Annotated in this window: 12 protein-coding genes; 5 read left to right on the top strand and 7 right to left on the bottom strand. The window is 65.9% G+C overall.

Annotation, left to right across the window (positions count from 1 at the left end):
• Positions 1 to 68 precede the first annotated feature (68 nt).
• Positions 69 to 1,769 carry a tetratricopeptide repeat-containing sulfotransferase family protein gene (locus tag BMY90_RS05740; protein WP_245734938.1) on the bottom strand — a complete coding sequence of 567 codons (1,701 nt, stop codon included), beginning with the start codon at positions 1,767 to 1,769 and terminating at the stop codon, positions 69 to 71.
• 240 nt (positions 1,770 to 2,009) lie between these two features.
• Here BMY90_RS05740 and BMY90_RS05735 point away from each other — a divergent pair, with 240 nt between their 5' ends.
• A complete protein-coding gene (locus BMY90_RS05735; protein ID WP_092702413.1) occupies positions 2,010 to 5,123 on the top strand; it encodes a TonB-dependent receptor in 3,114 nt (1,037 codons plus the stop codon).
• 117 nt (positions 5,124 to 5,240) lie between these two features.
• Here the strand turns inward: BMY90_RS05735 and BMY90_RS05730 are convergent, their stop codons facing one another.
• The 6 genes from BMY90_RS05730 to BMY90_RS05705 form a co-directional block, all read right to left on the bottom strand.
• Positions 5,241 to 6,797, bottom strand: a complete 1,557-nt coding sequence (locus tag BMY90_RS05730; RefSeq protein WP_175481504.1) for a tetratricopeptide repeat-containing sulfotransferase family protein — start codon at positions 6,795 to 6,797, stop codon at positions 5,241 to 5,243.
• A gap of 60 nt (positions 6,798 to 6,857) precedes the next feature.
• Positions 6,858 to 7,772 (bottom strand): Grx4 family monothiol glutaredoxin, encoded by a 915-nt coding sequence (gene grxD / locus BMY90_RS05725; RefSeq protein WP_092702409.1) that lies wholly within the window; start codon positions 7,770 to 7,772, stop codon positions 6,858 to 6,860.
• A 102-nt stretch (positions 7,773 to 7,874) separates the two neighbouring features.
• On the bottom strand, positions 7,875 to 8,060 hold the full coding sequence (locus BMY90_RS05720; RefSeq protein ID WP_139201699.1) for a helix-turn-helix domain-containing protein: 186 nt from the start codon (positions 8,058 to 8,060) through the stop codon (positions 7,875 to 7,877).
• A gap of 31 nt (positions 8,061 to 8,091) precedes the next feature.
• The gene (locus BMY90_RS17560) at positions 8,092 to 8,250 is read right to left on the bottom strand and encodes a MipA/OmpV family protein (protein WP_175481503.1); all 159 of its coding nucleotides are present in this window, start codon (positions 8,248 to 8,250) and stop codon (positions 8,092 to 8,094) included.
• 51 nt (positions 8,251 to 8,301) lie between these two features.
• Positions 8,302 to 8,901, bottom strand: coding sequence for an SGNH/GDSL hydrolase family protein (locus tag BMY90_RS05710; protein ID WP_092702403.1), 600 nt, complete (start codon positions 8,899 to 8,901; stop codon positions 8,302 to 8,304).
• 60 nt (positions 8,902 to 8,961) lie between these two features.
• Positions 8,962 to 10,206, bottom strand: coding sequence for an aminotransferase class I/II-fold pyridoxal phosphate-dependent enzyme (locus tag BMY90_RS05705; RefSeq protein ID WP_092702728.1), 1,245 nt, complete (start codon positions 10,204 to 10,206; stop codon positions 8,962 to 8,964).
• Between the two features lie 152 nt (positions 10,207 to 10,358).
• On the opposite strand from BMY90_RS05705, the gene rsgA reads away from it, so the two are divergent.
• From rsgA to BMY90_RS05690, 4 genes are all read left to right on the top strand, one after another.
• Entirely contained in the window at positions 10,359 to 11,414 is a 1,056-nt protein-coding gene (gene rsgA, locus BMY90_RS05700) for a ribosome small subunit-dependent GTPase A (protein WP_092702401.1), read from the top strand.
• 21 nt (positions 11,415 to 11,435) lie between these two features.
• A complete protein-coding gene (locus BMY90_RS17015) occupies positions 11,436 to 11,654 on the top strand; it encodes a hypothetical protein (RefSeq protein WP_139201698.1) in 219 nt (72 codons plus the stop codon).
• The gene (locus tag BMY90_RS05695; protein ID WP_092702399.1) at positions 11,651 to 12,925 is read left to right on the top strand and encodes a peptidase MATCAP family protein; all 1,275 of its coding nucleotides are present in this window, start codon (positions 11,651 to 11,653) and stop codon (positions 12,923 to 12,925) included. The genes BMY90_RS17015 and BMY90_RS05695 overlap by 4 nt, the downstream gene beginning before the upstream one ends.
• Positions 12,926 to 13,132: 207 nt before the next feature.
• On the top strand, positions 13,133 to 15,412 hold the full coding sequence (locus BMY90_RS05690) for an NADP-dependent malic enzyme (protein WP_092702397.1): 2,280 nt from the start codon (positions 13,133 to 13,135) through the stop codon (positions 15,410 to 15,412).
• Positions 15,413 to 15,812: the final 400 nt, after the last annotated feature.

Raw genomic sequence — 15,812 nt, 5'->3', positions numbered from 1 at the left:
ATCACCGATGCGGAACCTTGCCGGATACGTAGTCATGTCGGCGCGGGCTGTGGCGAGTCGCGCAGTGGTCAGTCTGCTCCGTTTTCCTGTTCGGCCAGCGCCTGGCGCAGAGGTTCCAGTTCGCGGGCGTAGCGCTGCCATTGCCCCAGGCCGCGGCGGTGGATGGCTTCGCGGACCTGGGCACTGCTGGGCGTGGCGACCGGCGCGGCATTGTGTTCCGGGTGCAGGCAGGCGTTCTCGAGCGTGAGTCCGCAATGCTGCAGCACTTTGCTTACCGTGTCTTCGGTGCGCTGCACCAGGTCGGCATAGGGCACGTCGAGCATGGTGCCCGGCAGCGCCTTGCGCCAATGCCGCGCGAGCCGCGCATACTGGCTGTGGTAGTGCGCGACGGAGTCCAATCCGTAGCTGTAGGCGGAGATGTTGCCGAACAGCGCCTTGTAGTTGGAGAAGCACACATCCATGGGGTCGCGCACCAGGTGCAGGATCGGCGCCTGCGGCAGCGCGCGCCGGATGAACCCCACCAGTTGGATGTTCGCCGGTAGCTTGTCCACGTACCAGGCCTTGCCCTGCGCGCGCCAGCGGGTCTGGGCAAGATAGCGCTCGCCCAGCTCCCGGTAGTCGATCCGTGCGCTGCGGCGGACGATTTCCAGCAGGCCCGCGTTGCGCGCGGGAGGCACGTCCGCCACCCAGTGCAACTGGCGCCAGAAGTCGATGATCTCGCCGGCTGAGGTCACCTGCGAGTGACTGGAGAGGATGCGATCAAGCAGCGTGGTGCCCGTGCGCGGCATGCCCACGATGAAGATCGGCAGCGGACCCGGCGAGCACGCATGCACGGGCCCGGATGGTGACACGGGCATGCCGATCAGCGCCGTGGTGACGCGTTCCTCGGCCGCTGCGTCGTAGGGGTTGAGCGCCCGCATCAGTGCGTTGCAGCTCTCCAGCGCCGCCCAGGCCTCGTCGCGCCGGTCGAGGTCGTCGAGGGTCTTGAAGCGGGCGTATTCGAACTCGGCGCGCACGAAGCGCTGTTCCGGCGTGCCGGCCAAGGGCAGTTCGCACAGCCGGGCGGCGATCCAATCCAGACGCTGGGTCTCGGGACGCTGTTTGCGCAGGTTGACGAGGACCGTCAGCGCGTCGCCGAAGCCGGGCCAGCGGGCCAGACAGCGTTCCAGCACGGCATGGGTAGCGTCCGCCTGGCCGCTGAACTGCAGCAGTATGGCGTGCATGAACAGGTCGCCGGGGCCGTCAACGCCGGCGTCGACGGCCGCCGCCATCGTGCGCAGGGCCCAGTCGTGATCGCCCAGCATGAATTGCAGGTGGGCTTGGGTGGCCAGCATGTCAGCGGGTGGCTGGGGGGCCTGTGCCAGCAGTTGCAGGCAGCGCCGGGCAACGGCGATCTCGCCTTGAGCGATCAATCGCTGAACCAGCGCAACAATCTGCGGTGCGTCGTGTGGCAAATGGCCGGCGGCGCGCAGCAGAGGGGCACTTGCTGCGCGGAAATGACCTCGATGAAAGCGGGTGCGCGATAGCTCGACCAGGCTTGCGACATCATCGGGAATCCGCACCAGCCGGGCCTCCAGCATGGCCTGGATCTCGGCGAGCCGGGTGGTGTCGGAGGCGGGCGCATATTCGGATGAGTCTGTGGAAGCAGTCATTGCCGGATGGTAGAGCGGTTGGTGCGTGCGCTCAAATACCTGCGGACATGAACGAGTGAATGATGAGCGATCGGGGGAATGCGTAACGAATAGCGAAGATCCGGCAGCAATATGCAACAAATGGCGGAGACTGGCCGATATTACGCAATGAATAGCATTGTGTTATCGCGACATGCCGGGCCAAACATAAAAATTTTGTTGACTCATGCGTTTTTGCGGAGGTATTTTGCGAAGCGGTAGATCAAGCCATGGGGGAGTTCGCAAGTATTTACGGTAAGTAATTGCGAACTCGGGTTTTTGAGTGTCTGCCTCGTTTTTTCGTCGCCCTTCGCGACAATCTCTATTGGGGAGAAATACATGACTACTTTTAATGGGGCCGGAACCGTCGCCGGTAATTTCCGTTGGCGCCGCACTGCCCTGGCGGTGGCGCTGGGTCTCAGTTTTGCTGGCGCCGCGCTGGCGCAGAGCACGGTCGGCAGCATCTTCGGACAGGCGCCCGCCGGATCGGGCGAGACCGTGGTGGTAAGCAACAGTTCGGGCATCTCGCGTGAAGTGCCGGTGGACAGCGCCGGCCGTTTCCGCGTCGATCATCTGCCGGTGGGCACCTATACGGTGACCCTCAAGCAGAACGGCACGGTCGTCAGCACGCATAAAGGCACCTATGTCTCCACTGGCGGTGCCGCCGGCGTCGACTTCACCAGCGGTGCCGCGGCTGGCGGCAGCAGCAACGCCACCCAGCTGTCGGCAGTGACGGTGACAGCCAACGCGTTGCCGTCCATCGACGTCAGCAGCGTCAATTCCAGCACCGTCATCACCTCGGCCGACCTGAAACGCCTGCCGGTGGCGCACAGCGCCGAGGCCATCGCGTTGCTGGCGCCCAACACCACGGGGGGCAGCAGCTACTTCACCGGCCCGTCCGGTGGTTCGCTGGTGTCCTTCGGCGGCTCCAGCGTGTCCGAGAACGCCTACTACGTGAACGGCTACAACGTCGGCGAGCCGTACAAGAACCTCGGCGGCTTCCAGTTGCCTTACGGCGCCATCGAGCAGCAGGAAACCCTGACCGGCGGCTACGACGCCAAGTACGGCCGTTCCGACGGCGGCGTGATCAACCAGGTGGGCAAGCGCGGCACCAACGAATGGCACTTCGGTGGACAGGTGCTGTGGCAGCCGCGTTCGCTGGAAGGCAATCCGGTCAACTACCACTACGGCCATCCGACGATCCCGGGGCCGCTGGGCACGCTCACCTATCAGCCGGACGATTCCTCCAAGCCGGGCTCGCTGTACCGGTACCGCAACGACAACAAGACCTGGGAAACCGTGTATTCGGCCTACTTGGGCGGTCCGCTGATCAAGGACAAGCTGTTCCTCTTCCTGGCTGCCGAATCCACCAAGACCAAGGGCACCAGCGTCGGCAGCGTCGACAGCGGCAACGTATGGGAATACGAGGACAAGCAGACCAAGGTCTACGCCAAACTGGACTGGAACATCACCGACAACAACGTGCTGGAACTGACCACGTTGCGCAACAACGTCTCCAATGGCGGCGGCACGTACTACGACTTCGACTACGACACGCTGAAGAAGGGCGCGTACTCCAGCAAGGGCGACGTCACCAAGGACAACGCGCAGTTCTACATTGCCCATTTCACCAGCTACATCACCGACGCGGCCACGCTGAGCATCCTGGCCGGCAAGGCCCATTTCCAGGATCCGGTGATCTACGGCAACAACAGCCCGCTGCCCTTCATCTCGCGGGCCTCCAATGCGACGCTGCCTGATGGCAGCCATCCGCACAACGCCCAGACCAACACCACCTGGACCCTGGCCGGCGCCAAGAATGCCAGCCGCGGTTTGCGCGTGGACTTTGACTACCGGCTGGGTGACCACGACCTGATGGTGGGCATGGACAACATGTACCTGAAGGCCACGGACCAGGGTCCGAGCCAGTTCAACCCGTTCAATCCGTCGTTGGACTATTACTGGCGCTATTACCCGGACAAGTACGCCGATGGCAGCCACCGGGTGGACAAGCGCAATATCGGCTGGGCCACCAGCATGACGACGTCGCAGAAGGCCTGGTACCTGCAGGATAACTGGAAGGTGGCTTCCAACCTTCTCGTGAGCATCGGCGTGCGCAACGACCACTTCACCAACAACAACAACCTGGGGAAGGCCTTCGTCGACGAGAAGAACCAGTGGGAACCGCGTATCGGCGCCAGCTGGGACGTGTTCGGCGATTCCTCGTTCAAGGTCTACGGCAACGCCGGCCGCTACTACCTCGCGTTGCCCAACAATGCGGCGGAGCGCGCGGCCAACATCTCGACCTACTTGGTCTCGCACTGCCAGTACAAAACGATCGATCCCGCCACCGGCGTACCGACGGACGCATACAACTGCACGCCATACGCGTCGCCTGATGGCGAAAGCGGTGCTCCCAAGGATCCGCGACAGGTCGCCGCGCGCAATCTGAAGCCAGAGTACGAGGACGAGTTCATCGTCGGTTTCGACAAGAAGCTGGGCGACAACTGGGTGTATGGTGCCAAGGCCATGTGGCGCGACCTGAAGGCAGCCATCGACGATGAATGCTCGCCGGGCCAGATCGACGCCAAGATGCAGGCCATGGGTGTGGATCCCTCACTGACGGCACCGGGTGGGGCCTACTACGACTCGCTGTACGGCGCTTCGTACTGCCGCCTGTTCAACCCCGGCATGACCAACCAGATGCTGGTCGCCTCCAGCGACGGCAGCCATCCGGACGTGACGGTATCGATGACCACGAAGGACTGGGGCTTCAAACGCGGCGCGGTGCGCAAGTACGGCTCGCTGAACCTGTACCTGGAGCATCCGTTCGACGGCAAGTGGTACGGTCGCATCGACTACACCTTCAGCCGCGGCTTCGGCAACACCGAGGGCCAGGTGCGTTCCGACTTCGGCCAGGGCGACGTTTCCAAGACCGAGGACTGGGATAGCTGGCAGCTGATGGACGGCCAGTACGGCGATCTCATCAACGTGCGCACGCATCAGTTGCGCTTCCGCGGCGACTACCAGATCACCCCGGAGTGGCTGCTCTCGGCCACCCTGCTGGCACAGTCCGGTGCCCCGAAGGAGTGCCTGGGCTACTTCGGACCCGACGGTAATGGCGACCCGACCGGCTACAACGGCGGCGGCACCGGCAATTACCACTGGTGCAACGGCAAGCGCGTGTCGCCGGGCTCGAACGGCCACACGCCGTGGACCGAGCTGCTCAACGTGGGCGTGCACTACCGGCCGTCGTTTGCCGACGGCAAGTTGGGCTTCAACCTGGACGTGTTCAACGCATTGAACCAGCAGCGCGCCACGCAGGTCGACCCGTCGTTCCCGGCCTCGTACAGCAGCAAGTCCGACACGATCTACGTGAACAGCTACTACGGCCAGCCGTTGTTCACCACGCCGCCGCGCACCATGCGGTTCTCGGTCACGTACGACTACTGATAAGCGGATATTTCGCGTCAACCTTGAACCACCGGCCTGCATGGCCGGTGGTTTTTTTTGTCTTGCCGGAAGGCGGAGGACAGGAAACCGGCGGCCAGTGCAGGTTCGAGTGGCGAACTACCTGTCCGTCGACAGCAGGCCGGCTTGCTGAAGACGACTGCGCAGCGGTGCCAGCTTGTCGCCGTAGAGCGAGTCGCGTGCGGTATCCCGGCGCAGCGGCTGGCGCACCTGGGCCGAGCTGAAGGTGAGCACGGTGCGCGGTGTCCGGTGGAAAGCGAGGCAGGCAGGGTCGAACGGCAGCCCGCAGAAATCCAGCAGGCGACGGATCTGCCCTTCCGGGTCGCGCTGCAGCGCCTCGTAGCGGTGGTCGAAGCATTGCCGCGGGAATCGCTGCTGCCAGAGCCGGCTCAGGCGCTCGTAACCGGCGCAGTAGTCCACCATGTCGTCCAGGTCGTAGCTGAAGTGGACGCCGGTAGTGAACAACTGCCGGTAGGCGGCGAAGCAGGTTTCCAGCGGGTCGCGGCGTGCATTCACGACCCGGGCCCCGGGCAGCATGGCCAGGGCTGCGCCGACGAAGGCCCAGTTGCTGACGTTCTTGTCGGTGAAGCGCAGATCCGGTGCATGCCAGTCACGGCTGCGCGCCAGGTAGGCTTCGCCCAGACGATGCCAGTCGCTGGCACTTGCGGCCGGCACCCATTGGGGGAAGGGTTGGCCGCGGCGCGCAGATTCCTCGTCGAGCAGCTCTGGTAGCACCGGGATCTCGTCGCCACCGGCGACCTCCGGGTGCGAAGCGAGGACCTGCTCGACCAGGGTGGAACCGGAACGTGGCAGGCACGTCACGAAAATGACTTCGTGGCCCAGTGAGGGGTCTTGTGGCGCGGGAAGCGGATGGGAAAACGCCGCGGCAATGGCATCGACGCGCGCGCGCTCCTCGTCCCGGCTCCAGTACAACGTCTGGCGCTTGAGTGTGTTGGCCTGGCTCACTACATCAAATGCGGCGGCATAGTCGGCCTGGTCTTCCAGTGCCTTGGCGAGGGTGAAGCCCAGCGCGATACGGGCATCGTCGGAGCCGCCGGGGTGACGGAACAATTGGCGCAATTGCGCCACGTCGTCGTTGCCCAGGACCTCGGTCTTGATGTTGCCAAGCGCAAGCCACGCATCGACGTCCCCGGGTTGCCTGCGCAAGGTTTCGCGCAGCATCGTCACGGCAGCGGGGATCTCGCCCAGGTTGGTCAGCACGGTGGCCAGGGCGTTGCGCGCCCTGGCATGGTCCGGGTCGATCGCCACAGCGTGCCGCAGTGCCTCGCACGCTTCTGCCGGGCGAGTGGATACCTGCAGTGCGCGGCCCAGGTTGTACCAGGCCGCAGCCATCCCCGGGGCTAGCTCGCTGGCACGTCGCAGTGCCGTCAGTCCGGCTTCGCTTTCGCCGGCCTCGAACAGTGCGTTGCCCAGCGTCATGGTGACGACGGCGTCATCGGGCCTGGTGGCGAGAACGCTGCGCAGGTGCGAGATGGCGCGAGGGTGGTCGCCCTTCATCAGGGCGGCAATGCCCAGCAGGCGGCGGGCCTCCGTGTTGCCGGGGGCCAGCGCCAGTACTTTCTCCAACCGTTGCTCGGCAAGGTCGATCTGGCCGGAACCCAAGGCTCCGCCAGCCTCGCGGAGGAGTTGGGGCACCGTCATGTCGATACCGGTTGCGGGCGTTTCACGTGCACGGGGCAGCGGCGGCGCCGACGCTCAGTGCCGTGCAGTGCCGGCGGCGTTCCAGGCTTCCATTCCGCCTTCCACGCTGTGCACGTCGGCGAAGCCGTGGGCCGCGAAGCGCCTGGCGACGTCGAGGCTGGAGATGCCATGCATGCAGATAAAGGCGAGTGCGGTGTCCTTGGGCAGGGCGGCGAGGGCGTCGTAGCCTTCCTCTTCCAGGATGCGCGCCTGCGGCAGCGGGGCGAGCTGGGCGCGAACCGCGGCGGGGCGCACGTCGACCAGGGTGATGCTGCCGTCGGCCAGGCGCTGCTGCAGTTCCTGCACGCTGAGCGATTTGATCTCCTGTGCGCCGGGGAACTTCAGGCTGAGGCCTTCGCCCTGTACGGTGGAGACCCAGTCGATCACGATGCCCTTGGCGCGCTGCGCGCTGGCGGGGTCGAAGTGCACTTCCAGGCCGTTGGCGTGCGCCACGATGTCGCCGTCGCCGGCCGGGGCCAACTGGAAGCCGGCGCTGTGGTCGGGGCCGATCTCCAGATGCAGCGCCAGGCCCTCGGCATTGGCCGTGCCCTGGCGGATCGCCTCGGCGGCCTTGTCGGTGATGGTGATCTCGGGCGGGGTGCGGTCCGGCTGGGGCATGCCGAACAGCTGGTGCAGTTCGCCGCTGCCGTACATCTGGCGGATGATGTCGGCGCCGCCGACCAGCTCGCCTTCCACGTAGAGCTGCGGAATGGTCGGCCAACTGCCGAATTCCTTGATGCCCTCGCGGATTTCCGGGTCGTCCAGCACGTTGACGGTGTGATAGTCCGGCAGCAGTTCGTTGAGCGTGTTGGTCGCGGCGGCGGAGAAGCCGCACATCGGCTGCTGGCGGTTGCCCTTCATGAACAGCACCACACGGTGGTCCTTGAGCAGGGTTTCGATACGTTCGCGGGTAGAGGCGTCGAGGGACATGGAAAGGCTTCCGGCAAGCTGGCTAAAAGGGAATGGTACCCCTGATATGTTGCTGGAGGGGACAGGTTCAAGGTAGCCCGCCCCCTGCGGCTTGCCCGGATCTCAGGCGGTGGCGCGGCCTGCGGTCTCGTCGTGCAGTGCCGTTTCGAGCATCGTTACCACCTTTTCGCCCTGGCCGGTGAAGGCCAGTTCGATCGCGGCATGGTGGTCCAGTGACTCGATTTTCGTGTTGAACAGCCAGTTCCATACGGCCTGGCGGTCCGGTTCCAGGCGTTCGGCCAGGGTCACGATGCATCGGATGATTCCGCTGTCCATGGCTTTAGAAGACGTAGGACAGCGAAGCGAAGTAGCTGACCGCATGGTCGGCATCGACCATCGGGCTGTCGGCGACGGCATGGGGCAGGCGTGTGTAGCGGGCGCTGATTAGCGAGAAAGCCCGGTTGTGAACCGTCCCCCCGTTCGCCCCGAGCGCAGGCACTGCGGGCCGAAGTCGAAGGGTAGCCGCGATGGCGCAGGCGTTGCCGCAGGACTATCGCAGCGCCTGGCGTGCCACCGGCACCGTCGCTTCGGCCCACAGCGTGTACTGCGCCGCGGACGGATGCAGGCCGTCATCGGCGAGCAGCGCGGAATGCTGGCGTGAGAGCCCGGTGATGTCGACCCAGTGGGCGCCGCGGTGCAGGGTTTCGTCGCGGGCGATGGCGTTGTAGCTGTCCAGCTCGGCGCCGATCTTCGCGCAGTCGCGACCACTGTCGCGGGCGAAGGAAGTCACACCCCAATCGGGAATCGACAGCACCAGCACGCGTGACGAACGTTCGCCGGCCAGCGAAATGGCGCGTCCCAGCAGTGCCACGAATTCGCCGCGGTACGCCTCGGCGCTGCGTTCGCGGTACTGGTTGTTGACGCCGATCAGCAGGCTGACCAGGGCGTAGGGCGGGTCGAAGCGTTCGCCATCCATCGCCGCGGCCAATTTGTCGGTGGTCCAGCCGGTGGTGGCGAGGATCTGCGGTTCGGCCAGCGGCACGCCTTCGTTGCGCAGTCGGGCCGCCAGTTGCACGGGCCAGCGTCCGGTGGCCTCGACGCCTTCGCCGATGGTGTAGGAGTCGCCCAGGGCGAGATAACTCAGGGGCATGCCGGGTTCCGGGCTCTTGGCTCCTCCCGCTGCGTGCAGGAGGAGGCAGGGAGGGGGTGATTACGCCGCAGCGACGGTGCGCTCCGGCTGCTCGGTGGCCATTCGCGCCAGCACGCGTTCCATGCGCACGAACACTTCGGCCAGGTCCGCCGGCTGCGGCAACAAGGTCAGGCGCAGGTGGCGACTGGCCGGTGCGTTGAAGCTGGTGCCGGGCACCACGAGCACGGATTCCTCATCCAGCAGGCGCAGCGCGAACGCGTTGTCGTCAAACGTGGCGATACGGTCGGTACGCACTTGCGGGAAGGCGTACAGCGCACCGGCCGGGGCAACCAGGTCCAGATAGTTGCTGGAGGCGACGCCTTCGAGAATCACCCGGCGCGCCTCGTGCAGCCGGCCGCCCGGCGCGGTCAGCGCGTGAATGGTGGGCGCGCCCTGCAGTGCTGCGGGAATTGCCCATTGCGCGGTGACATTGGCGCACAAGCGCAACGCGGCCAGCAGCTGCAGCGCGTCACGGTACTCGGCCGTGCGGGCCGGGTTGCCGGACAGGCTCAGCCAGCCGATGCGGTAGCCGCAGCCGCGATGCACCTTGCTGAGACCGCCGAAGCTGATGCAGGGCAGCTCGCCGGCCACTTCGGCCAGTGGCTGGAACGGCGTGTCGTCATACAGGATGTCGTCGTAGATCTCGTCGCACAGCAACAGCAGGTGATGGCGCGCGGCGATGGCGACCAGTTGTTCCAGCAGCGCCCGCGGGTAGACCGCGCCGGTGGGGTTGTTCGGATTGATCAGCACCAGCGCGCGGGTGCGCGGGGTGACCAGTGCCTCGACTTCGGCCGGATCGGGCAGGTGGCCGTTCTCCGCCAGGCAGCGGTAATGGCGCGGGGTGCCGCCGTTGAGAATGGTGGCAGCGCTCCACAGCGGATAGTCCGGACTAGGCAGCAGTACTTCGTCGCCGGGTTGCAGCAAGGCGCGCAGGGAAAGATCGATCAGCTCGCTGACGCCGTTGCCGACGAAGATGCGCTCCACCTCCACATGGCGTGCGCCGCGAGCGCGTTGCTGTGCGGCAATCGCCTCGCGTGCCTCGTCCAGGCCTTGTTCGTGGCCATAGGCTTCGCTGTCGCGCAGATGTGCGGCGATGGCTTCGCGCAAATGGGCCGGTGCCTCGAAGCCGTAGCGGCCCGGATTGCCGATGTTGAGCTTGATGATCGGCCGTCCGGCCGCCTCCAGTTCGCGTGCGCGACGGGTCAGTGCACCGCGGATTTCGTAGCGCACGTCCGCCAGATGCGCACTGGGTTTGATCGAAGCCACCACCGGCATTCCTCGATATCAGGCCCGGCGCCACCGCCGGTGGGCCGATGCTAGCAGCGTGATGCACTGCAGCGCGAGCGTCCGGGGTGGCGCGCACGGGGCCGATTCCGGGCTATTCTCGGACAACCCCCGGACTGGCATCATCGCCCCCCATGACGGACGTCCAGAACATCGAGCGCCTTCGCCGTATCGGCTGGCGTGGCGAACACCTGCCCAGCGGCGACCTGCGACTGGCTCGCGTGGTGGCCCAGCACCGCACCGGTTACGAGCTGCACGACGGCGAGCAGGCCTTCAGCGCGCAGCCGGCCGGCCATTTCCTGAAGCGTGGCCTGGACCCTTCCGAACGCCCCGCCGTGGGCGATTTCGTGGAGGTCGAGGCGGGCAAGCCACCGCACATCGTGCGCGTGCTGCCACGACGCACGGTGTTGTCGCGCGCCGCCGCCGGCGAGCGCTATGAGCGCCAGCTGATCGCCGCCAACATCGACTACGTGCTGGTGCTGACCGGCCTGGATGGCGACTTCAATCCGGCGCGGATCGAACGCTATCTCTCGCTGACCGAGGATTCCGGCGCGCAGCCGGTGGTATTGCTGAGCAAGCTGGACACCCGAGATGATGCCGAGGAATTGCTGGCCGCCTTGCGCGCGCGCCTGCCCGACGGCACGCCGATCCATGCCATCAACGGCAAGGAAGCGGCCAGCGCCGAATTGCTGACGAAGTACCTGCAGCTCGGCGACAGCGCGGTGCTGGTCGGCTCGTCCGGCGCAGGCAAATCCACCCTGACCAACACCTTGCTCGGGGTGGACAAGATGGCCACCAACACGGTGCGCTTGCACGACAGCCGCGGCCGCCACACCACCACGCATCGCGCGCTGCTGCAGTTGCCCAGCGGCGGTTGCCTGATCGACACCCCCGGCATGCGCGAACTGAAGCTCACCGGCGAGGAAAACCTCGACCTGTTCGCCGATATCGAGGCGTTGGCCGAACAGTGCCGCTTCGCCGACTGCGGCCATGGCAGCGAGCCCGGCTGCGCGGTGCAGGCGGCGCTGGACAGCGGCGAACTGACGCCCGAGCGCTGGCGCAACTACCTCAAACTGCGCGACGAACGCGAGGACCAGGCCGCCACCCTGGAAGCACGCCTGCGCCGACAACGCGGCGGCCGCCCGATCGACCGTCCACACTCGCCGCGCGGCAAGCGCGAGCGGGAATGAAGAAAGACAAGAGTGACCCCGATGAATGCGAAAGACGCTTGCGCGAAATCGACCATCAAAGGTCGCCACGACCTTTGGATTGGATTGGCCTCCGTTGCACTAGGGCTGCTGGTTCTGTTTGGCGCGTGGCGAGAGATCACGCATCATGACGGTCTCCTGCTGGTGATCGCACCGGCCGCGGTGATGCCGCTTCTGGCTTCGCTTCTGGCGAGAAGATCAGCGCGCAAGAACGGGCCATGACCGGCTCGATGGCCTGCGCCCTGCAACGCTACGCCGACCTCGATCGTCGCCTGCTCGCCGCGGTGCGCGGCATCCATATCCTCGGTGCGGTGGCGTGGCCGGCGTCGCTGGAGCGCCGGATGATCGACGACTTTGCACATGCGCGGTTCGCCTTGCCGGACGTGAGCTATCGTCGGCCTGAGCTGGCCGAAGCGCGCGCCGAACTGGCGGCGATCGAGCGCGAAGCCGGCGGTGCCGCGCAAACCGATGCGCTAGGCGATTACCTGCGCCGTACCGCCGAGTCCTGGCGCATCGCAGCGGAGATGTTGGAGGCGGTGGGCAGCACCGGTGTCACCGCGCCGTCGATCGCACTCTACGGCAAGCCGGGTGACGTGATCCCCGGCAGCCATCGCAGCAACCTCGACGCGGCACGCTATTTCGTGGAGCTGTCCGACGAATTGGGCGCCGACCTGTTGGCGGACGACATTCGCGTGGACATCCCGTCCGCCACCTTGCGCGACGAACTGGCCAGCACGCTGGACGGTTTCTTCGGCGCCGGCGTCATTGCCGTGGAACTGGATGCCGAACTCACCGCCAAGGCCGCCGCGGGCGCCACCCGCATCCGTCTGCGTGATGGCACCTGCTTCAGCGAATACGACCGCCACCAGTTGCTGGCACACGAGGCCTACGTGCACTCGCTGACCGCGCTGAACGGCCGCGAGCAGCCGTTGCTGGCCTCGCTGGCGCGCACCTCGCCGCGCGTCACCGCCACGCAGGAGGGCTTGGCGGTGTTTGCCGAGCTGATGTCCGGCGCCATCGATATCGCCCGGCTCAAGCGCATCAGCCTGCGCATCCTGGCCATCGACATGGCATTGAATGGCGCGGATTTCGTCGAGGTGTACCGCTTCTTCCACGAACGCGGGCAGGGCGTGGAAGACAGTTTCCACTCCGCCCAGCGCGTGTTCCGCGGCGTGCCGGTCACCGGCGGCGCGGCCTTCGCCAAGGACAACGTGTACCTGTCCGGCCTGCTTGCCGTGCACACCTTCTTCCGCTGGGCCTTCCGCGAGCAGCGCATGGACCTGCTGCGCTACCTGTTCGCCGGCAAGCTGGCGCTGGCGGACGTGCTCAGCCTGGAGCCGCATTTCGCCGATGGAACCCTGGCGTCGCCACGCTGGCTGCCGCCGTGGATGCGCCACGCGCACGGGCTGGCCGGCAAGCTGGCGTTCTCGGTGTTCATCAACGGCATCCGCATGGGGCGGGTCGAACCGGATGCGCTGTCGGCGAGTGTCTGATCGCGCCTCGCGCAGCGCCTGCGAGGATGGCCGCGGCGCACGTTTCAGGCGCGAAACGTTCCAGGCTTGAAACGGCAGACGGTGGGCTGTTTCGGCGACATGTCCATGCCAGGCGATGCGTTCGGTCCGACGTGGCCCGGTGCTACCATGAGCCGCACCACCGTGCCGGTGGCTCCCTTCATTACCGCATAGATTCCGACACTTCTGATGGCTCACTCCGAAGACCTGCGCCAAGCCGCGCTCGAGTATCACCGTCACCCGCACCCGGGCAAGATCAAGGTCACGCCGACCACCGCGCTGCTGACCCAGCGTGATCTGTCGCTGGCCTATTCGCCGGGCGTGGCCTACGCCTGTGAAGCCATCGTGGACGACCCGAACGCGGCCAGCGAAATGACCGCGCGCTCGAACCTGGTGGCGGTCATCACCAACGGCACCGCGGTGCTGGGCCTGGGCGACATCGGTCCGCTCGCCGGCAAACCGGTCATGGAAGGCAAGGGCGTGCTGTTCCAGAAGTTCGCCGGCATCGACGTGTTCGACATCGAACTCAACGAGCGCGACCCGGACAAGCTGGTCGACATCATCGCCGCGATGGAGCCGACCTTCGGCGGCATCAACCTCGAAGACATCAAGGCGCCGGAATGCTTCATCGTCGAGCGCAAGTTGCGTGAGCGGATGAAGATCCCGGTGTTCCACGACGACCAGCACGGTACCGCGATCATCGTCGGTGCCGCCGTGCTCAACGCGCTGGAAGTGGTGGGCAAGAAGATCGAGGACGTGAAGATCGCCACCACCGGTGCCGGCGCGGCGGGCATCGCCTGCCTGGACATGCTGGTGGCGCTGGGCGTGAAGCCCGAGCACATCATTGCGTTCGACCGCGACGGCGTGATTTACAAGGACCGCGCGGGCCTGGACCCGGACAAGGCGCGTTACGCGCGCGATACCAAGATGCGCACGCTGGCCGAGATCGTCGACGGCGCGGACGTGTTCCTGGGCCTGTCGGCCGGCGGCATCCTGAAGCCGGAAATGGTCGCCACCATGGCCGACAAGCCGGTGATCATGGCGCTGGCCAACCCGAACCCGGAGATCCTGCCCGAAGACGCGAAGAAAGTGCGCCCGGACTGCATCATCGCCACCGGCCGTTCGGACTATCCGAACCAGGTCAACAACGCGGTGTGCTTCCCGTACATCTTCCGTGGCGCGCTGGACGTGGGCGCCACCGGCATCAACGAGGCGATGAAGACTGCCTGCGTGCGGGCCATCGCCGAGCTGGCGCGGATGGAAGCCTCCGACCTGGGCAGCGCCTATGGTGGCGAGGTGCCTTCGTTCGGCCCCGAATACCTGATCCCGCGGCCATTCGACCCGCGCCTGCTGGTGATGCTGGCGCCGGCGGTGGCGCAGGCGGCGATGGATTCCGGTGTGGCCATGCGGCCGATCACCGACATGGACGCGTACAAGGAGAAACTCGGCCAGTTCATCTACCGCACCGGCCTGATCATGAAGCCGGTGTACGACCGCGCCCGCAGTGACCGCAAGCGCGTGGTCTACGCCGAGGGCGAAGAGGAAACCGTGCTGCGTGCGGTGCAGTCGGTGATCGACTACAAGCTGGCCTATCCGATCCTGATCGGCCGTCCCGACATCATCGACATGCGTATCGAGCGCCTGGGCCTGCGCATGCGCCAGGGCGTGGATTTCGAGTTGACCAACATCAACGACGATCCCCGCTTTAACGACTACTGGCAGCAGTACCACGCCATGACCGAACGTCGCGGCGTTACCCCGGACGCGGCCAAGAACCTGATGCGATCGCGGCACACGCTGATCGCCGCGATGATGGTCAAGCGCGGTGAAGCCGACGCGATGATCTGCGGCATGGTCGGTCGCTACCACAAGAAACTGGGCTACGTGCGCAGCGTGTTCGGGCTGGACCCGGGCGTGTCGTGCACCTCGGCGATGACTGGCGTGATCAATGACAAGGGCGCCTGGTTCTTCCTCGACACCCATGTGCAAGCCGATCCCAGCGCCGAGCAGATCGCCGAGGCCACCATGCAGGCGTCGTACCGCCTCAAGCTGTTCGGCATCGAACCGAAGGTGGCCTTGCTGTCGCACTCCAACTTCGGCAGCCACGACAACCCCAGCGCGGCGAAGATGCGCAAGGTGTGGGAAATCCTGCGCCAGCGCGCACCCAAGCTGGACATGGGCGGCGAGATGCAGGCCGATACCGCGTGGGACGAAGTGTTGCGTCGGCGCATCTTCCCCAACACCACCTTGACCGGTCGCGCGAACCTGTTCGTGATGCCCAACCTGGACGCCGCCAACATCACCTACAACATGGTGCGCGTGATGACCGACGGCGTGGCGATCGGGCCGATCCTGATGGGCGTGGACAAACCCGCGCACATCATCACCTCGGCATCCAGCGTGCGACGCGTGGTCAACATGACCGCCATCGCCGCCGTGGATGCGCAGATCCGCGCCGCGCGCGCATAGCGCGCGCAAAAAAATGAAGTTGGTTTCGAAGCCGGGCGCTACTTCACCCAGTAACGCTCGGCAGGCGAACCCGCCCACCGCCTTCGCCTCCTCTCCCCTTTGGGGAGAGGATTGAGGTGAGGGGTGGGTGCTCGCGGTAGCCTGCAACGAAAGCACGCTTCGTAGCTCTCTCGTCGCCAGCGTGTCCCCTCACCCCAGCCCTCTCCCCGGAGGGGCGAGGGAGTGCCTCTTCGGCACCGTCCTCTCGAACTTGCAGGCCTTCGCCTCCTCTCCCCGTCGCGGAGAGGATTGAGGTGAGGGGCGGGTGCTCGCGATGACGCGCAACGAAAGCACGCTTCGTAGTTCCCTCGTCGCCAGCGTGACCCCTCACCCCAGCCCTCTCCCCGGAGGGGCGAGGGAG

This window comes from Rhodanobacter glycinis, from assembly GCF_900114325.1.
Classification (GTDB): Bacteria; Pseudomonadota; Gammaproteobacteria; order Xanthomonadales; family Rhodanobacteraceae; genus Rhodanobacter_A; species Rhodanobacter_A glycinis.
This window is presented reverse-complemented; position numbering and strand designations above follow the sequence as displayed.